General features: G+C 53.8%; 20 protein-coding genes. 6 read left to right on the plus strand and 14 right to left on the minus strand.

All coding sequences use genetic code 11. The features are described 5' to 3' along the window. Positions 1-8 precede the first annotated feature (8 nt). The 6 genes from sucC to J4G78_RS10450 all read left to right on the plus strand — a co-directional run bounded on the left by sucC (position 9) and on the right by J4G78_RS10450 (position 6,139). Entirely contained in the window at positions 9-1,208 is a 1,200-nt protein-coding gene (sucC, locus tag J4G78_RS10425) for an ADP-forming succinate--CoA ligase subunit beta (protein ID WP_207986512.1), read from the plus strand. 132 nt (positions 1,209-1,340) lie between these two features. After that, the gene (locus tag J4G78_RS10430) at positions 1,341-2,087 is read left to right on the plus strand and encodes an electron transfer flavoprotein subunit beta/FixA family protein (protein WP_207986513.1); all 747 of its coding nucleotides are present in this window, start codon (positions 1,341-1,343) and stop codon (positions 2,085-2,087) included. Between the two features lie 115 nt (positions 2,088-2,202). Next, complete coding sequence (locus J4G78_RS10435) at positions 2,203-3,132, plus strand: electron transfer flavoprotein subunit alpha/FixB family protein (protein ID WP_207986514.1); 930 nt, start codon at positions 2,203-2,205, stop codon at positions 3,130-3,132. A 132-nt stretch (positions 3,133-3,264) separates the two neighbouring features. Beyond that, positions 3,265-4,176 carry an energy transducer TonB gene (locus tag J4G78_RS10440; RefSeq protein ID WP_207986515.1) on the plus strand — a complete coding sequence of 304 codons (912 nt, stop codon included), beginning with the start codon at positions 3,265-3,267 and terminating at the stop codon, positions 4,174-4,176. Between the two features lie 51 nt (positions 4,177-4,227). Beyond that, the gene (locus tag J4G78_RS10445) at positions 4,228-5,241 is read left to right on the plus strand and encodes a cupin-like domain-containing protein (protein ID WP_207986516.1); all 1,014 of its coding nucleotides are present in this window, start codon (positions 4,228-4,230) and stop codon (positions 5,239-5,241) included. Between the two features lie 175 nt (positions 5,242-5,416). Further along, positions 5,417-6,139, plus strand: coding sequence for an energy transducer TonB (locus tag J4G78_RS10450; RefSeq protein ID WP_207986517.1), 723 nt, complete (start codon positions 5,417-5,419; stop codon positions 6,137-6,139). 16 nt (positions 6,140-6,155) lie between these two features. Here J4G78_RS10450 and J4G78_RS10455 read toward each other — a convergent pair whose 3' ends face one another. From J4G78_RS10455 to acs, 14 genes are all read right to left on the minus strand, one after another. Continuing rightward, positions 6,156-6,518, minus strand: a complete 363-nt coding sequence (locus J4G78_RS10455; protein ID WP_207986518.1) for a HesB/IscA family protein — start codon at positions 6,516-6,518, stop codon at positions 6,156-6,158. After that, positions 6,515-7,033 (minus strand): GNAT family N-acetyltransferase, encoded by a 519-nt coding sequence (locus J4G78_RS10460; RefSeq protein WP_207986519.1) that lies wholly within the window; start codon positions 7,031-7,033, stop codon positions 6,515-6,517. Before J4G78_RS10460 ends, J4G78_RS10455 begins: the two co-directional genes overlap by 4 nt. Then, positions 7,030-7,551, minus strand: coding sequence for an SUF system Fe-S cluster assembly protein (locus J4G78_RS10465; RefSeq protein ID WP_207986520.1), 522 nt, complete (start codon positions 7,549-7,551; stop codon positions 7,030-7,032). Before J4G78_RS10465 ends, J4G78_RS10460 begins: the two co-directional genes overlap by 4 nt. A gap of 9 nt (positions 7,552-7,560) precedes the next feature. Next, positions 7,561-8,763 carry a SufS family cysteine desulfurase gene (locus tag J4G78_RS10470; RefSeq protein WP_207990613.1) on the minus strand — a complete coding sequence of 401 codons (1,203 nt, stop codon included), beginning with the start codon at positions 8,761-8,763 and terminating at the stop codon, positions 7,561-7,563. Positions 8,764-8,768: 5 nt separating this feature from the next. Beyond that, complete coding sequence (locus J4G78_RS10475; protein ID WP_207986521.1) at positions 8,769-9,527, minus strand: SufD family Fe-S cluster assembly protein; 759 nt, start codon at positions 9,525-9,527, stop codon at positions 8,769-8,771. Next, positions 9,524-10,267: a Fe-S cluster assembly ATPase SufC gene (gene sufC / locus J4G78_RS10480; RefSeq protein WP_207986522.1), complete on the minus strand. Its 744-nt coding sequence runs from the start codon at positions 10,265-10,267 to the stop codon at positions 9,524-9,526. Before sufC ends, J4G78_RS10475 begins: the two co-directional genes overlap by 4 nt. After that, positions 10,267-10,509, minus strand: a complete 243-nt coding sequence (locus tag J4G78_RS10485) for a hypothetical protein (RefSeq protein WP_207986523.1) — start codon at positions 10,507-10,509, stop codon at positions 10,267-10,269. The genes sufC and J4G78_RS10485 overlap by 1 nt, the downstream gene beginning before the upstream one ends. After that, complete coding sequence (gene sufB / locus J4G78_RS10490; RefSeq protein ID WP_243457318.1) at positions 10,506-11,966, minus strand: Fe-S cluster assembly protein SufB; 1,461 nt, start codon at positions 11,964-11,966, stop codon at positions 10,506-10,508. Before sufB ends, J4G78_RS10485 begins: the two co-directional genes overlap by 4 nt. 47 nt (positions 11,967-12,013) lie before the next feature. Beyond that, positions 12,014-12,472 carry an SUF system Fe-S cluster assembly regulator gene (locus J4G78_RS10495; protein WP_207986525.1) on the minus strand — a complete coding sequence of 153 codons (459 nt, stop codon included), beginning with the start codon at positions 12,470-12,472 and terminating at the stop codon, positions 12,014-12,016. Between the two features lie 175 nt (positions 12,473-12,647). Further along, the gene (locus J4G78_RS10500; RefSeq protein WP_207986526.1) at positions 12,648-13,322 is read right to left on the minus strand and encodes a DUF8692 domain-containing protein; all 675 of its coding nucleotides are present in this window, start codon (positions 13,320-13,322) and stop codon (positions 12,648-12,650) included. A 5-nt stretch (positions 13,323-13,327) separates the two neighbouring features. Beyond that, a complete protein-coding gene (locus J4G78_RS10505; protein ID WP_207986527.1) occupies positions 13,328-14,170 on the minus strand; it encodes a DUF6597 domain-containing transcriptional factor in 843 nt (280 codons plus the stop codon). A 270-nt stretch (positions 14,171-14,440) separates the two neighbouring features. Further along, positions 14,441-16,276: a DUF885 domain-containing protein gene (locus J4G78_RS10510; protein WP_207986528.1), complete on the minus strand. Its 1,836-nt coding sequence runs from the start codon at positions 16,274-16,276 to the stop codon at positions 14,441-14,443. Positions 16,277-16,390: 114 nt separating this feature from the next. After that, complete coding sequence (locus J4G78_RS10515; RefSeq protein WP_207986529.1) at positions 16,391-16,906, minus strand: DUF421 domain-containing protein; 516 nt, start codon at positions 16,904-16,906, stop codon at positions 16,391-16,393. Positions 16,907-16,915: 9 nt separating this feature from the next. Next, positions 16,916-18,844, minus strand: coding sequence for an acetate--CoA ligase (acs, locus tag J4G78_RS10520; protein ID WP_375140366.1), 1,929 nt, complete (start codon positions 18,842-18,844; stop codon positions 16,916-16,918). Positions 18,845-18,866: the final 22 nt, after the last annotated feature.

The raw sequence follows: 18,866 nt of genomic DNA on the forward strand, positions 1-18,866 counted from the left end.
ACCGTCCCATGAACATCCATGAATATCAGGCCAAAGAACAACTCGCCAAATATGGCATCGGCATTCCTGCGGGCCACGCAGCTCTGACCGTTGACGAAGCTGTCGAAGCGGCAGAAAAATTGCCCGGACCGCTTTACGTGGTGAAGGCACAGATTCATGCCGGTGGTCGCGGCAAGGGCAAGTTCAAGGAATTGGGGCCAGATGCCAGCGGCGGTGTACGGCTGTCCAAATCCGTCGACGCGGTGCGCGACAATGCCACTGAAATGCTCGGCAATACGCTGGTCACCATCCAGACCGGCGATGAAGGCAAGCAGGTTAACCGGCTTTATGTCACCGATGGCGTCGACATTGCCGAAGAATATTATCTTTCCATGCTGGTCGACCGGGCAACCGGCCGGATCGCGATGATCGTCTCCACCGAGGGCGGCATGGACATTGAAGATGTCGCGCATAACACGCCGGAAAAGATCAAGACGATCACGATTGATCCCGCGCAGGGCTTTATGCCGCATCATGGCCGGTCGATGGCTTTTGCGCTCGGTCTTTCGGGTGATCTGAACAAGCAGGCGCAGAAGCTCGGCAAACAGCTTTATACCGCGTTTACTGACATGGACTGCGAGATGCTGGAAATTAACCCGCTCGTGGAAACCAAAGATGCGCAACTGCTGGTGCTCGATACGAAAATGAGCTTCGACGGCAACGCCCTGATGCGTCACCCCAACCTGATGGAACTGCGCGACGTGACCGAGGAAGATCCGGCGGAAGTCGAAGCTTCCAAATATGACCTCGCCTACATTAAACTGGACGGCAATATTGGCTGCATGGTCAATGGTGCTGGTCTTGCGATGGCGACGATGGATATCATCAAGCTCAATGGCGCCTTCCCGGCCAATTTCCTCGACGTGGGCGGCGGCGCGACCACCGAAAAAGTAACCGCAGCCTTCAAGATCATCCTCGCAGATCCGGCTGTAGAAGGCATTTTGGTCAATATTTTCGGCGGCATCATGAAATGCGACATCATCGCCGAAGGCATTGTTACCGCAGCCAAGGAAGTCGATCTTTCGGTTCCCCTCGTGGTCCGGCTCGAAGGTACCAACGTCGCCAAGGGTAAGGAAATTTTGGCGAACAGCGGTCTGCCGATCGTTTCTGCTGATGACCTCGGCGATGCTGCTAAGAAAATTGTTGCGCAAGTGAAAGACGCTGCCTGAAACGCTGCATAGGCACAAAGTACAGCTATGCAGCGCGTGTCTGATCACGCATGCTGCGCCGCAACATCGATATTTGACGTTTACGTGAACGTAAGCTAAAGCGTTCGCGGAAATATAAAGAAGGAAACAGCAATGAAAATCCTGGTGCCCGTCAAACGGGTCATAGACTATAACGTAAAACCGCGGGTCAAATCCGATGGCAGCGGCGTGGATCTCGCCAATGTCAAAATGTCGATGAATCCGTTCGACGAAATTTCTGTCGAAGAAGCGATTCGCCTCAAAGAAGCAGGCAAGGCAGAAGAAATCGTCGCCGTTTCGGTTGGCCCACAAAAGGCGCAAGAAACCCTGCGCACCGCTCTCGCCATGGGCGCAGACCGCGCTATCCTGGTGATGACCGACGAAGAGGTCGAGCCGCTGGGCGTTGCCAAGATTCTCGCGAAAATCGTGGAAGAAGAGCAGCCGAAAATGGTCATCACCGGCAAACAGGCGATTGATGACGACTCAAACCAGACCGGCCAGATGCTCGCAGCCTTGCTCGGCTGGGGTCAGGGCACATTCGCCAACACCGTCACTGTTGATGGCGACAGTGTCGACGTGAAACGCGAAATTGATGGCGGCTTGCAGACGGTCAAGCTCAACTTGCCTGCCGTGGTCACCACCGACCTGCGCCTTAACGAGCCGCGCTACGCGTCGCTACCCAACATCATGAAGGCGAAGAAAAAGCCGCTCGATGAGAAAACGCCCGCCGATTACGGCGTCGACATTTCTCCGCGCCTCACCACCACCAATGTTTCCGAACCGCCTGTCCGTCAGGCCGGTGAGAAGGTCGAAGATGTGGATGCGCTGGTCGCCAAACTCAAAGCTGTAGGAGCGATCTAGCGGCGAATAACCCACTTCCGCTCATGCTGAGCTTGTCGAAGCATGGTGGCAAACACCCTTCGACAGGCTCAGGATGAGCGCAGCGGGGGGTAAAAAGGATCTAAGGAGTTCAAACATGAAAACTCTCGTACTCGTAGAACATGACAATAGCGAAATGAAAGACGCGACGCTGGCCGTTGTCACCGCCGCATCGCAACTGGGCGAAGTCCATGCGCTGGTCGCCGGGTCCGGCTGTGCCAGTGTTGGTGAGCAAGCAGCCAAGGTTGCCGGTGTCAGCACCGTGCATGTCGCCGACGATGCCGCGCTGGCCAATCAATTGGCCGAAAATGTTGCGCCACTAGTCGCCAGCTTGATGGACAGCCATGACGCTTTCCTCGCGCCCGCCACCACCACCGGCAAGAATATCGCACCGCGCGTTGCTGCTCTGCTCGACGTGATGCAGATTTCCGACATTCTCTCGATCGAAAGCGAAGACACGTTCACGCGCCCGATTTATGCGGGCAACGCGATTGCGACCGTTAAATCGAGCGATGCCAAGAAAGTGATCACCGTGCGCGGTACGGCTTTTGACAAGGCCGCCACCGAAGGCGGCTCCGCATCCATCGAAGGCGTCACCGGCGCCGGCGAATCCGGGCTTTCATCATTTGTGAGCGAAGAAATCGCCAAGTCCGAGCGTCCAGAACTGACCTCCGCCAAGATCATCGTATCGGGCGGCCGTGCCTTGGGCTCTGCCGAAAAATTCGAAGAAGTCATCACGCCGCTTGCCGACAAGCTCGGCGCCGGCATCGGTGCGTCCCGTGCTGCGGTCGATGCGGGCTATGTTCCCAACGATTATCAGGTCGGCCAGACCGGCAAGATCGTTGCTCCAGAAGTCTATATCGCCATCGGCATTTCCGGCGCGATCCAGCATCTCGCGGGCATGAAAGACTCCAAAACGATCGTCGCGATCAACAAGGACGAAGACGCACCGATTTTTCAGGTGGCCGATATCGGACTGGTTGCGGATCTGTTTAACGCCGTACCGGAGTTGACCGAGAAGGTTTAAGCGTTTCGATAAATGGGATATTTTTATCCCGTTTGACAGTTTCAGACCCCGGCGTGAAAGCGTCGGGGTTTTTTGTTGCTTTATGAATAAACCAAGTATTGCAATAAGCTCATCATGGAATATTGTACCATCATGAATAAATTATTCTGCTTTATTGCTTCAATTATTGCGGGTGGCATTCTATTGAGCCAGCCTGTAGCTGCAAAGAAACAACCTCTGGTGCTCAAACCAAGTTCCAAATGGATTGCTAGCTATGACGACGATAGCTGCCGATTAATCCGTCAATTTGGCACTGCGGAGCAAAGCGCAACTGCTATTTTCAGCCGATTCGGTCCAGGCGATAGATTTCAACTCACGTTAGCGGGCGAACCTTTCAAATTGCGCAGCAGTTCACGTCCAGCACGATTACAATTTGGCCCAACGGAAGAAGTACAGGAGATTAGTTTCTTCGTAGGTAGTCTTGGTGAGGATATACCCGCGTTGATCTTCTCAGGCGGAATGCGGATAGCGGCAAACAGTGAAGCCGAAACGAAGGCTTTGAAAACATGGAATAAGAACTATGCCTTTAAGTTCGAGCCTATTAGCGCTGAACGTCAAGCGGCAGTAACTCAGCTTTCGATTGGGCGTCCGTTGCGACAGTCTGTTATACTTGAGGTAGGTTCGATGGAAAAACCATTTTCTGCGTTATCAACTTGTATTGACGAATTACAAACTCATTGGGGTATTGATGTCACAAAACACAAAAACCTGACTAGAGTAGCCCAGCCCGACGGCAATCCAGGTAGCTGGGTGAATGCAAATGACTATCCTACCGATATGTTGCGCCGCGGGCAGCCTGCTGTCGTCCAGTTTCGCTTGAGCATTGATGATACCGGCCAGATCACTGGATGCCATATCCAAAAGACGACTCGGCCAAAAGCATTTGATGACGCGGTATGCAAATCGTTGTTGAAACGGGCCAGGTTTCTGCCCGCCCTTGATACAGAAGGTAAGCCGATTGCGTCATACTGGCAAAGCACGGTGCGGTTTCAGATTCCAAGATAGTCTCAGACCCAGCGTCTTTTTTCTGAAACCTGGCGCTGATATGACGCTTTCATGACGGCTCAGAAATCCCCCAAAACCAAACCCGACAAACGCGAGGTGCTTGCGCAGGCATTGCTAGACGGGACACCTTTGACCGAACTGCCCGCTCGCTTTATCGCCGCCGGCTATAGCGAAAAGGCCGCCGCCTATGAGGCCGGGCGGGCGATGAAGGATCCGCTTTTCAACGCGGGCAAGCGGGTCAGTAACCGGCTGCAAAAAAGCCACTGGACCCTGGACAATTATCGCCGCCTGCATCGGGCTGACGCTGGCGATGGAGCGGAAATTCCTGTCGTCCAAACAATCGAACCGGATGCGTTTTTCCGCGACTATCATCATCGCAATCTGCCGGTGAAACTGACCGGGCTGGTCGACCACTGGCCGGCGATGCAGCGCTGGACGCTCGATTATCTGGCCGACAAAATCGGTGATGCAACTGTCGAGCTGCAGGGCCAGCGGCAATCGCGCGACGATTATGAAATGGCCAAAGACAACCACAAGCGCCAAGTGCCGTTCAGCGAATTTATCGCCCTGCTCCGCCAGACCGATAGCAGCAATGATTTCTACATCACCGCCTATAATGACACGGTCAACAAACAGGCGATGGCCCCACTATGGGAGGATGTGGGCGATATTTCACTGCTCCAATCGAGCGGCGGGAATGACGGCTTTTTCTGGATGGGGCCAAAGGGTACCATCACACCGTTCCACCATGATCTGACCAACAATCTGCTGCTGCAGATTTCGGGGCGCAAGCGTGTCACCATGGTCGCCGCCTATGATACAGCCCATATGCGCAACCACCTGCACTGCTTTAGCGAATGGACCTCGCCAGATGACATCCGCGCGCTGGGCGAGGCGGCGCCAAAGCTATGGCAATGCGATATCGGGCCGGGCGAGGCTGTGTTCCTGCCCGTCGGCTGGTGGCACCATGTCGAGGCGCTGGACCATACTGTTGGTATGTCGTTTACGAACTTTCCGGTCGATAATGACTTTTATTCGGATTATCCGAGCGAAGTGGAATTTTGAGGTCATTGTCCGTTTTTGTCTAGTCATCACTATTTTGCTGATCGCTGACACCCCCTAGATTGACCGGATGAGGAAAATGATTCTGTCCGCTCTTCTTGTTTTCAATCTACCGGCATGCGCTCAGGTTCAAGATGCGGAAACGCCTTATCAACCGTCGACTGAATGGGAGATAGGTTTGACGGAAGCATCCTGTGAGCTGGTTCAGGAGTTTGGTGACGGCGATGACAAGCTAATTTTCAAAATTGTACAAGGTGTGAATTTTCACAAAGCGGACTTGCTGCTGTCCGCTGACTGGCTGGCTAAGCTATCTGGGTCCGGGCTTATACACGCGAAATTGCAATCGGCCGATAAACGAGTTGCACTCAATGTCACCTCACGGAATAGCCCCGATAAAGGGCAATCGTTTTGGCGCCTGCATCGGATGGACATCAACGTTCTGGACAATGCTGCTCCCACTGATATCCTGACGATCCGCGAGAATAACAATTCCACGGTGTCGTTGCAGCTTGAAGGCTTGCCGGAAGCTCTAGAAGGGCTGAAGTCTTGTCAGCGTCAGCTAAGCCAAAAATTTGGTATTGGCCTCGAAGCAGCCACCAGAATATCGGCATTGCCACAACCTCGGGGCTATCCGGCCAATTGGACAAGACCGGATGACTATTCTCCCGATGAATTTGAAAAACTTCGCAAAGGCAAGACTGTTTTCCGAGTGCAGGTTGGACCAAATGGCAGAGCTACTGAATGTACTATTCTTGCAAGCAGCGGCAGCGCGGATTTGGATGAGAAAGTTTGCTTGAACCTGAAAAGGAGATCACGATTCAGGCCGGCGACCGACGATGCCGGCAATCCAATAGCCGGGCATTGGACCTCTGATTCCCACTGGCAGATACCGAGAGAGTAAAACTTGAAGGGCCGGGCTAAACCGTAAAGCTCTCCCCGCAGCCGCAATCGCCTTTGCTATTGGGATTGTTGAACACAAAGCCTGCCGTGAAATCATCTTCCTGCCAGTCCATGGTGGACCCGATCAGATAAAGCACACTCGGCCCATCCACGTAAAATACGCCGCCGGGGGTCACGATCTTTTCGTCAAACTTCACTTCCTCGGTGACGTAATCGACCGAATAGGCGAGGCCTGAGCAGCCTCTACGCGGGGTGGACAGTTTCACGCCAATCACATCTTCCGGCGCTTTGGCCATCAGGTCGGCGATGCGCTGTTCCGCCGCTGGCGTCAGGATGATCGCTGCGGGAATTTCGCGCGTTTTGGTTTTTACTTCGGTCATGTCTCAAGCCTTTTTTGCCAGAACAATGCTTTGCCCATTTTCGGGTCCAGTTGATAATCACCATAGCCCAGTGACGCATAAAGCGCTTTGGCCGGCATGTTGCCTTCTAGCACTTCCAGAGTGACTTTGCAGGCGCCGGCTTCCCGGGCAATAGTCTCGATCTCCGCGAACAATGCCCGCCCAACACCGGTGCCGCGATATTCTTTGGCGACCACTATATCGTGGATGTTGATCAATGGCTTGCCGCCAAAAGATGAAAATGTCGTCATCAGATTGGCCAAACCCGCAACCTCGTCACCCACATAAGCGAGCAAGGAAGATGCCGCCGGTGTCGCGGCCAATCCGGGGACGAGATTCGCCTGCACCTCTGGTGACAGATCTTCACCGCCGCCCATCGGGTCCATCGCATAGACGCGCAACATTGCGACAATGTCTGCCGCATGATCCGCATTGGCATAATCCGCGCGGGTAACGGTAGCGACGGGTGCAGCGTCAAGGGTCGCGGTGGCGGTCATAACATCCCTAGTTCGAGCTTCGCTTCGTCGCTCATCTTGCCGGGATCCCATGGCGGGTCCCAGACCAAATTCACTTCGCTATGGCCCACGCCCGGAACACTGCCGACCTGCATTTCAATTTCACCAGGCATGGATTCAGCCACAGGGCAATGCGGCGTGGTTAGGGTCATGGTGACAATCGCATGATTATCCGGCGTAATCTCGACGCCGTAAATCAGCCCAAGATCATAGATATTCACGGGAATCTCAGGATCATAAATTGACTTTAACGTATCGACGACGGCTTCATAAAGATCGCCACCCGCTTCGCCAGCCGGTGTTTCGGTTGGTTGCTGCGCTAGGAAACCTTCAAGATAATCGCGCTTGCGAGTCAGCTTGCTGGCATCGCTTTCGGCCTCATAGGGCGAAGGCGCCATTACCGGTGCAGCCTTTTCTTCAACTGCATCCTCGACTTTAGCCAAGGGTGGTTTTTCCACGCTATCGACTTCTTCGACCAATATTTTGCGTTCTTCGTTCATCTCTTTTTCCTACCCGAAAATCTTTCTCACCCGTTCGATACCCTTAACTAGGGCCGCGACATCTTCTGCATCGCTGTAAATTCCAAAGCTGGCCCGTGCCGTAGCTGGGACGCCCATATAGTCCATCAGTGGCTGTGCACAATGATGGCCGGCGCGGATCGCAACGCCACCCTCATCCAATATAGTGGCGACATCATGCGGATGCACGTCGCCGACCGCGAAACTCAATATGCCCATGCTTTTGTCGGGCCCGAAAACCTGTACGCTGTTAATGCTGGAGAGTGCATCACGCGCCATTGCCAGCGTTGCGTTTTCATGGGCAGAAATGACATCCAGCCCGATGCCTTCGACATATTGGATCGCGGCGTCGAGACCGACGACCCCGGCAATATGCGGCGTGCCTGCTTCGAACCGTCCCGGCGGCGGCGCATAGGTTGTGCCGTCAAAACTGACCCGGTCAATCATCGACCCGCCGCCCTTCCATGGGGGCATGGCGTCAAGAATGTCATAAGGCGCCCACAGCGCACCAATGCCGGTCGGGCCATAGATTTTGTGGCCGGAAAAGACATAGAAATCGCAGTCAATATCCTGCACATCGACGCGCACACGCGGTGCAGCCTGACAGCCATCGAGCAACAGTTTCGCACCGACTTTATGAGCGATGGTTGCCGCGCGTTTGGCGTCAAGCAATGATCCCAGCACATTGGATACGTGCGCCAACGCCACCAGCTTATGCCGCTCGGTCAGATTGGCTTCAATCCAGTCGAGATCAATCTGGCCATCGTCGGTAAGCGGCGCGACATCGATATGTGCTCCGACCCGCTCAGCCAGCAGTTGCCACGGCACGATATTACTGTGATGCTCCAGCTGCGACAGCATGATCCGGTCGTCTTTGCCGACATTGCTATTGCCCCAGCTTTCGGCGACCAGATTGATGCTATCGGTCGCACCACTGGTGAAGACGATTTCACTTTCGCTCGCGGCATTGAGCAATCCGGCAACCCGTTTACGCGCTGCTTCATAGGCCAGCGTCATATTGGCGGAACGTTCATATACGCCGCGGTGTACGGTTGCATAATCAGGACCATAGGCCCGCGCTATCGCATCCAGCACAGGTTTGGCTTTTTGCGCTGTCGCAGCGGTGTCGAGATAGTGCCAGTCGCCGGCTATACCGGGAAAGTCGGCGCGATGATTTGTCTGGATGGCAGACATTTTATTCACGTCAAATTCTCCAAAACCTCAAGCGCCTTACTCTCAATCACTTCGCGCGCCACATCATCGTCCATGCTGACGAAAGCATCGGCGATAAACGCCTGCAGCATCAATTTCTGCGCCAACTCCGGTGGCAAGCCGCGCGAGGCCATATAAAACAGCGCCTGCTTGTCGAGTTCGCCAACGGTCGCGCCATGGGCACATTTCACATCATCAGCGAAAATTTCCAGCTCCGGCTTGGCATTGGCGGTTGCCGTGCGGTCAAGCAGCATGGCCTTGACCGACTGCGCTGCATCGGTTTTTTGCGCATCACGCGCGACATTGATTTTGCCCAGGAAACTGCCGGTAGCTTTATCCGCGAGTACCGAGCGGACGACCTGATTGGATGTCGCATTGGGCTCTGCGTGAATAGTCTCGGTCACAATTTCCAATGTTTGGGTGCCCGAGCCCAATATCGCGCCGCCCAGTTCAAAATGCGCGCCTTTACCGAGCGTTACTTTGACCTGAATGCGGCCATAATCGGCAGCGCTTGCCAGCACATGCAAAGCGAAATTCGCGCCGTCTCCAATGGTGACATCAAGATCGACTATGCCCACACCGTCGATTATCGATAGCACAGAAATTTGCCGGGAAGCCGATTCACCGGCTGCGACTGCGATCTTTTCCGGCCCGTCAAGCTTGGGCCAGACAGCCTCAAGCGCCTTCAGGTCCGCATAGCGCCATGATTCATCACGCTTCGTTGGGAGAGGAAGCAACGCGCTCATGCGGCCACCGCCTCATAACCTTCTTCTTCAAGTTGCAAGGCGAGTTCCGGACCACCGGTCTTCACGATCCGGCCATCTGCCAGAACATGCACATAATCCGGCTTCACTTCGTCGAGCAGGCGTTGATAGTGGGTGATCAGCAAAACCGCCTTGTCGGGTTTCCGCATAATCGCATTAATGCCGGAACCGACGACACGCAGCGCGTCAATGTCGAGGCCGCTGTCGGTTTCGTCGAGTATCGCCAGCTTGGGATCAATAATCCCCATCTGCACCATCTCGTTGCGCTTCTTTTCGCCGCCGGAAAAACCGACATTGACCGCGCGCTTGAGCATATCCATGTCCATTTTCAGCAGGCCCGCTTTTTCCTTGGCGAGCTTGATGAATTCTGCACCCGATAATGGCTCTTCCCCGCGCGACTTGCGCTGGCTGTTGAGGCTTTCGCGCAGGAACTGCAGGTTCGACACGCCAGGAATTTCAACCGGATATTGGAAACCGAGGAAGATGCCCGCGGCGGCCCGCTCATGCGGATCAAGCTCCAGCAGATCCTGTCCGTCAAAGTTCACACTTCCTGCTGTGATTTCATAGCCGGGTCGGCCACCAAGCGCATAAGACAGGGTCGATTTACCGGCGCCATTGGGGCCCATAATCGCATGGATTTCACCTGCGTTCAGTTCGAGCGAAAGCCCTTTGAGGATTTCTGTGTCGCCAACTTGGGCGTGGAGGTTTTCAATTTTTAGCATTAGCCAATAACCTTACAATGTAATTCAATATAGCTGATGGGATTCGCAACATCGCCTTTCGGTGTAGCGTGATTTACCACTTCGATGACACGTAGAGGCGTTGAACTGCCTTGCTCATCCAATCCACCTCGATTATCCAAAATGACGCGTTCGCCAATCCTTGGAACCGTTTCAAATTCATAGTGGTCATCTACAATCATACTTCCATCGGTATCTGTAACTTCGACATAAATCCTAATCACCCGACGCTCCCCTCAAGCGAAATCGCCAACAGTTTCTGCGCTTCCACCGCAAATTCCATGGGCAGTTGCTTCAACACATCCTTGGCGAAGCCGTTGACGATCAGGGAGACCGCTTCTTCCTCGTCCAGTCCGCGTTGCTGGGCGTAGAACATCTGGTCATCGGAAATTTTTGACGTCGTGGCTTCATGTTCAATCTGCGCGGTCGGGTTCTTCACCTCGATATAGGGCACGGTATGCGCGCCGCAGGTATCGCCGAGCAGCAGCGAGTCACATTGGGTGAAGTTGCGGACATTTTCCGCATTCGCCCCAACGCGGACCAGCCCGCGATAGGTATTGTCGCTTTTACCCGCACTAATCCCCTTCGAGATAATCGTCGAGCGGCTGTTCTTGCCGTTATGGATCATCTTCGTACCGGTGTCGGCCTGCTGATAATTGTTGGTCAACGCGACCGAGTAAAATTCGCCCACGCTGTTTTCGCCGTTGAGCACACAGCTGGGATATTTCCAGGTCACGGCACTACCGGTCTCGACCTGCGTCCAAGAAATCTTGCTGTTTTTACCCTGGCACAGACCGCGCTTGGTCACGAAATTGTAAATGCCGCCCTTGCCGTTCTCGTCACCGGGATACCAGTTCTGGACGGTGCTATATTTAATCTCGGCATCGTCCATCGCAACCAGTTCGACCACCGCCGCATGGAGCTGGTTTTCGTCGCGCATCGGCGCTGTGCAGCCTTCAAGATAGCTGACATAGCTGCCTTCTTCCGCAATGATTAGGGTCCGCTCAAACTGGCCCGTATTCTCCGCGTTAATCCGGAAATAGGTGCTCAGTTCCATGGGGCATTTGACGCCCTTGGGAATATAAACAAAAGTCCCGTCGCTAAACACGGCGCAATTGAGCGTCGCGAAATAATTATCCTTCATCGGCACAACCTTGCCAAGATATTTCTTCACCAGATCGGGATATTCCTTGATCGCCTCGGAGATGGAACGGAAAATCACGCCCGCTTCTTCCAGTTCTTCGCGGAAGGTTGTTGCCACCGAGACACTGTCAAACACGGCGTCCACAGCAACTTTGCGCGCGCCTTCTACGCCGGCGAGCACCTTTTGCTCTTCAATCGGAATGCCGAGCTTCTCATAAACCCGCAGGATTTCCGGATCGACCTCATCGAGGCTGTTCAGCTTTGGCTTCGCCTTGGGCTCGGCATAATAATAGGCATCCTGATAATCGATCATCGGGATTTCAAGCTTGGCCCAATCGGGACTTTCCATGGTTTCCCACATCCGAAAGGCTTTCAGACGCCAGTCCAGCATCCACTGCGGCTCGCCCTTTTTGTCGGAAATGAAGCGAACCGTATCTTCGTTCAGACCTTTGGGCGCGAAATCTTGCTCAATGTCTGACGACCAGCCAAATTCATAGCTGCTCGCATTGTCGACTGCGGCTTGCGCTTCGGCATTCATCGCCGCTCGCTCATCTTGTTCCTGGATGTCCGTTTTCACTGCTTCACTCATAACGCTTGTTCCATAGTTTTCATTGTCTGCGCAGCTGGCTCCTTTGCCAGGCTTGCAAGGCTAACGTCGTTTAAGGCTTTACGAATGGTCTGGTTGATGATCCCCCAATGTGGTTTGACCATGCAACTGTCCTCCAGCTTACAGTCGTGGTTGCCATCAATAGTGCAGCTGGTAATGGCGAGCGGCCCTTCGACGGCCTCAACAATATCCGCAAGACTTATTGAGGCAGGGGGGCGTGCCAACCGAATCCCGCCACCAATGCCACGCGTCGATTCGATCAATCCCGCTGCAGACAAACGGCTGACGAGTTTCTGCGCAGTCGGCAGCGGCACGCCCGTTTCCTGTGCCAATGTCGATGCGTTGAGTTTACCCTCTGCCAACAGCGCAGCACCACAATGCCGCGAAGCAGCGGACATCAGGACAACAGCATAGTCGGCAAGGCTGGAAAGCCGCATAAAATCTCTCGAAATTCCTGTGATTCTCTAAATAGGACCTATTTAGTCGCATTTAGGAGAGATTGCAACTCTTGGTGCTTTCAACCTTGTGCAGGTAATATGCCTGAACTCATCGGCCAAAATCATACCGACTAAATATGGACGAAGCCCATATCTGCAGAAAGCCGCGCTGACATTAGCTGTTCTTATGCGCCGACAAGACGCTGACCATCTCTGTTCGGAAATTCAAAAAAGCAAAAGCACACCAATAGCAAATACCCAACCATTTCATGCCATCTTCGACCCAAAACATGATGTCTTCTGGCATCATTCTAGCAATGAACCCGACATTATCAACGACCGCAGACCCGCCCAGGAAGGCGAGTGACAATAAGAATACGGAACCGCTATTTTCCATTATCCTCCGGCGAAATCCAACTAGGTATAAGAGGATCATAGTTGCCAAGCCGACCATGATCAGTCGTTCAGGTATATGAAAATTATACGGCCCGATTGTTTCATGGAACTGAAAGGCGTCGTCGAACAACAGATAGACGGTTAGCGCAGCAGACGCGGCGGCATAGTTCATTTTTCTGGTTTGCTTCTGTAGTCGGTATAACAAAGTACACAGCGCCCAAATAGTTGCAGCTGCGGCCCAAAGAAAAAGTCCTAACGTCGACAACGCTCCGGTGATCGGGTGAACTTCAGCATAAGCATTAGGATCACGCGTCAACTGTTCCGCGCCAATCTCAGATACTGATGCGACAGCCACTAGCAAAATGAGCGGCATAAGCCCTGCAGCTGCAGTGATTAAATATGGCACCGCATATGATAGCCGTCTTTTCAATGCCCCACCATTGTTAAAACTCAAGATTATTAAGTGTCAGAAGTAAGAGGCGGAATGTGGCCTTTTAACAGGCCGCGCTGGTCAATCAGCGTAGCCGTTTCGCCTTCTGCCACGCGCAATTTGGTCGGCGTGGTCCCGGCGAAGAATTTTATCTCACGGATCATGTGCGATTGATCATAAAACGCATCTTCGAGTGCTAGCAACTCGTCTTCATTTTGCTCGGCATAAGCGCGTGCCGCGCGCAGGGCGCGATATTTGCGCGCGAGATATTTAGGCGCCATGCCATAAAGCTTGTTAACGGTCCGAAGCACTTGACGAGAGCTTTGGTCCGAGCGCTCCATCAGCGCACTTACTGGCGGAGACGGTTCGGATGACAGCCATTCATCGACCATTTTCGTGAATTGCTCCACCTCTGGTTTGACCCGGTGTCGCAAATCCCGAAAAATCCGATCGGCCCACGCCGTCATCCCATCTGCATTGTCGCAGCCCCGCAAAAGTTCCAGGCTTTTGTCGATCTCATCGGTGAATATCTTGCCGGCTGGCACAGCTTTATCCGCAAAATCAGCTGCAGATTTCTTGGTAAGCGCCGCCCAACCCGCGGGTAAAAGACCAACGCCGAACATGCGGAAAGGTCCCTTCACATCGAAATGCATCGCGCCCGTCGAGGGCCCGACCAACATCGCATCTTTGGCCGGATAGGTTTTTCCATCGGCAAAGCCGAGGTCAGCCGTACCGTCCAATAGAAACCGCAACTGCGCTATCGCGGCACGTTCATTGTCCGAGAACCTAGGATGCTCCACCTCAAAAAGATAATAGACCGAGACCAGATCCCGAACATCTTCTGCAGGCGCAAAATATCTTAAACTAACCAAAGCGAACCCCTTTTTTCCGGTTCGGGGGCAAACCGGAATTCCAATGGTTGCACGGTTATAGCGGAAAAAATAGGAAAAAAAACTGGCCTGGCTAAATAATTAGCCAAGCCAATAAGGAAAAGAAATCCTTAACGCAGAAACTCTGCGATTCGGGTTCTTTGGGTCGCGCCCTCTCAATGCACCCAAAGCGCCATCAGGATATTGGATAAAAACGACTGTTTTTTGTTTAATTTTTGACAGTTACGGCCAAGAACTATCTGGTTTCTATCGTCAGCGGTTAGCGGCAATCCAGCTGTTAACCCGCTCTTCCATGATATTCAGCGGCACTGGACCACTACGCAAAATAACATCATGAAAATCGCCCATAGTGAACTTGTCGCCTAGCTCTTTTTGCGATTTTTCCCGCAATTCCATGATTTTAAGTTTACCGATCATATAGGCTGTGGCCTGGCCAGGGTAGACGATATAACGCTCGATAGCTTTGCGAATATCGCTATCCGGATTGGGTGTATTGTCTGTCAGATATTTAATCGCCTTCTCGCGGCTCCAGCGCTTGTCATGAATACCGGTATCTACGACCAGTCGGCAAGCCCGCCACAATTCCATACCAAGCCGCCCGAAATCCGAATACGGATCGGTATAGAAACCCATATCCTTGCCGAGCTCCTCGGTATACAGACCCCAACCTTCGGAATAAGCGGTTATGCCGCCAAATTTGCGAAATGCTGGCAAATCACCCAGTTCGGTCTGGATCGCTAGCTGCAAATGGTGGCCAGGCAGGGCTTCATGATAAGCCAGAGCCTCAAGCTCAGTTTTCGACATGCCTTTTAGATCATAGAGATTGACATAATAAGTGCCAGGCCGGGAACCGTCAGGTGCCGGCCGCTGATAAAAGGCTTTGCCGGCGGACTTTTCGCGAAATGCTTCTACCGGCTTGATCACAAATGGCGCTTTCGGAAGCGTATTGAAGAATTTCGGCAGTTCTTTTTCCATCGCCGCCAGCTTCAGATTGGCTTCGGCCAGATAGTCCTCCCGACTGGTATGGAAATATTGATCGCTGGTCCGCAGATGCTCGAAAAAATCCTGCAAACTGCCTTCAAATCCAACCTGCGCCATGATTTTGCGCATCTCGCCATGGATACGCTCGACATTATCAAGGCCAATTTGATGGATCTCATCAGCAGTGAGATCGGTAGTCGTGTAATTTTTTAGCCGCTCGGCATAATAAGCAGCGCCATCCTTGAACCGCCATACGCCGTCACCATCAACGGCCATTGTCTGCTGTCGCTCCATTTCAGCAATCAGGCTTTTATAGGCCGGGGCCAGACTGTCGGTCAAAGCTGTGCGTCCACGGGCAATCAAATCAGCTTTTTCAGCATCCGGGATGGAGAGCGCGTTCACCTTTTTTTGCAGATCAGCGTAGATTGGCGAATCTTCACCTTCGTCAAAAGGCGCGCCGCTGATGACATTTTTGGCGTCATTGATGACGTAGGGAAAAACCCAATCCGGCACGATAATGCCGTCATTGGCCCGTTCAGCCGATTGCGCGACCAGCGAGTCAAAAAATGGCCCTGCTGCGTTTAGACGGCTGACATAGGCTTCGGCATCGGCCTTGTTGGTTACCCGGTGAATATTGATCATGAAGGCTGGAATCTGGCTCTGCGCGCCGTTCATCTGATCGAAGATATAGCTGTTCCGGCGAAACGGGAATGCGTTTTTCGAGCGCTCTGCGCGCGCCTGAAACAGGCGATAGCTAAGTTTGCTATCATCGCTAAGCTGACTCTCGTCAAACTCGGCTTCCATGACAACAAGCGCCTCTTGGCCTCGCTCATATTGCTCTACGGCAGCTGCATCGCTGGGATCATCAAGTTTGCCATAGTCCATATCCTTGATGCCGCGGTAAGATTTTGAAATCGGTGAATTGGCCAATTCTATCTGATCATAATCGTCAAAAAACGTCGACAGGCGAGCGTTGATGTCGCTGTCAGCTTCGGCCTGCTCCGTCTGTGCCTGCGCCGGATTCGCGCTCGCGCTCACAACCTCGCCGTCAGTGGGCGAACAAGCGGCTAGAAATGCGGTGGTAGTGAGGAGGACATATTTGGTCATTGCGATTCCCTTTATGGTTATCATACTGGTATCAGGTCGTTTTCCGATCGTAAATAAAGTCACGCAATTTTATTACAAAATCCATGAGGCGTGATTTTGTGGCAACAGGCTGTCTTACCGTCCTTCAACGCCCTCTAGCAAAATGTCGTCCATCGTCTCGCCATGCAAAACCGAAATATCCCCTGTCGCTTCCAGCACGACGGCGCGTACATCGGAAAATCGCAACACATTGGCTTCCCGCAATTTCGCGATAAGGTCTGCTCGCGAAACGCGGTGGCGAGTTAAGGCGCTCTCATCCACGACACCGTCCTGCATCAACAGCACCGGATTATTGTCGATAGCAGATTCCACCCTGTCCGAATTCTTGCGCAGTCGGGAAATTATATATTGCGCCAGGAACAGAATGATAATCGCAACCAGCGTTTGAAAAAAGTCAGACCATGACGTCATCGTTGCAGCGGTTGCCAATAACGAGCCCATCGCCACTGTAACGACAAAATCGAAAGACGTCATTTTCGAGAAAGACCGCAGACCTACCATCCGAACAAGAATGATAATCCAGACGAAGGCTATTATGCCCAGTACCGACCCTCGCAATACAGTGTCCCAGGCCGGTTCGAGTCCAAACATTGCCATGTCCTACCTATTCATTCTTCCTTGTACCAGTGTATCGACGACGTTTGGATCTGCAAGGGTAGAGGTATCGCCGAGTGTTGCGAAGTCATTTTCGGCTATTTTGCGCAGGATGCGGCGCATGATTTTGCCGGATCTGGTTTTGGGCAGTGCCGGGGTGAAGTGGAGATGGTCGGGGGTGGCGATGGGGCCGATCTCTGTGCGGACATGGTTTTTGAGTTCTGCGGTGAACGCATCATCTGCCTCTTCACCGGCATTGAGCGTGACATAGCAGTAGATGCCCTGACCCTTGATGTCATGCGGATAACCCACCACCGCGGCCTCTGCGACCTTGGGGTGGGAGACCAGCGCGCTTTCCACCTCGGCGGTGCCCATGCGGTGGCCAGAGACATTGATCACATCATCGACCCGGCCGGTAATCCAGTAATAGCCGTCACTGTCTCTTCGGCAGCCATCGCCGGTAAAATATTTGCCCTTGTAGGTGGAGAAATAGGTCTGGATGAAGCGCTCATGATCGCCGTAGACGCTGCGCGCCTGACCCGGCCAGCTTGCGGTAATGCACAGGTTGCCGTCGGTTGCGCCATCCAGCACAGCACCGTCATTGTCGACCAGCTGCGGCTGGATACCAAAAAACGGTTTGCCGGCGCTGCCCGGCTTCATCCCGTGGGCACCGGGCAAGGTGGTGATCATGATACCGCCGGTCTCTGTCTGCCACCAGGTATCGATGATCGGGGACTGGGCATCACCCACCACATCATAATACCAGCGCCAGGCCTCCGGGTTAATCGGCTCGCCGACCGTGCCGAGCAAGCGAAGGGAAGAGCGGTCATGCGCTTTGACCGGTTCATCGCCCTCCCGCATCAGCGCGCGGATCGCGGTGGGAGCGGTATAGAAGATGTTGACCTTGTGCTTGGCAACCACTTGCCAGAACCGGCCGTGGTCGGGATAGTTAGGTACGCCTTCGAACATGACTTCGGTCGCGCCGTTAATAAGAGGACCGTAAACAATATAGCTATGCCCGGTGACCCAGCCGATATCGGCGCTGCACCAGAAGACCTCGCCCGGCTTATAGTCAAAGACATAGTGGAAAGTGGTGGCCACCCATACCGCATAGCCGCCAGTGGTATGGAGCACGCCCTTGGGCTTGCCGGTCGAGCCTGACGTGTAGAGGATGAACAGAGGGTCTTCTGCGCCCATGGGCTCGCACGGGCAGTCTGATGGTACATCGGCGGCCACCTCGTGATACCAGTGATCGCGGCCCTCGGTCATCGCGATATCACTGTCTGTGTGGTTCACGACCAGCACCGCATCGACATCCGCCCCGTCTTTTGCGAGCGCGGCATCGACATTGGCCTTCAACGGCACGCCCTTGCCGCCGCGCAGACCGCCATCCGCGCACACCACAAACTTGCTCTCGCAATCTTCAATCCGTCCGGCCAGCGCTTCTGGAGAAAAGCCGCCAAACACCACCGAGTGGATCGCGCCAATGCGCGCGCACGCCAGCATCGCCACTGCGCCTTCCACAATCATCGGCATATAGATGGTGACCCGGTCGCCCTTGCCCGCGCCCAGCTTCTTCAGCGCGCCCGCCATACGGATCACTTCGGCCTGTAGCTCGCCATAGGTGAGCGTACGGCCCGCCGCGCCCGGATCATCCGGCTCAAAGATCAAAGCCGTCACATCCCCCCGGCCCGCCGCCACATGCCTATCAACCGCATTGTGACAAATATTAAGCACACCGTCCTCAAACCACTTAATCGCCACAGGATCATAAGACCAGTTGGCGATGGTACCCGGCACCTGCGTCCAATCCAAACGCTCCGCCTGCCGAGACCAAAAACCGTCCGGATCAGAAAGGCTGACAGCGTAAAGAGCGGCATAATCTGATGAAGAAGCGTGGGCGGTACTGGTCGCCTTGCTGTCAGGCTGGATCATATCGTTCATTTTGCTCTCCGGG

The sequence above is a fragment of the Parasphingorhabdus cellanae genome, assembly GCF_017498565.1.
GTDB lineage: Bacteria > Pseudomonadota > Alphaproteobacteria > Sphingomonadales > Sphingomonadaceae > Parasphingorhabdus > Parasphingorhabdus cellanae.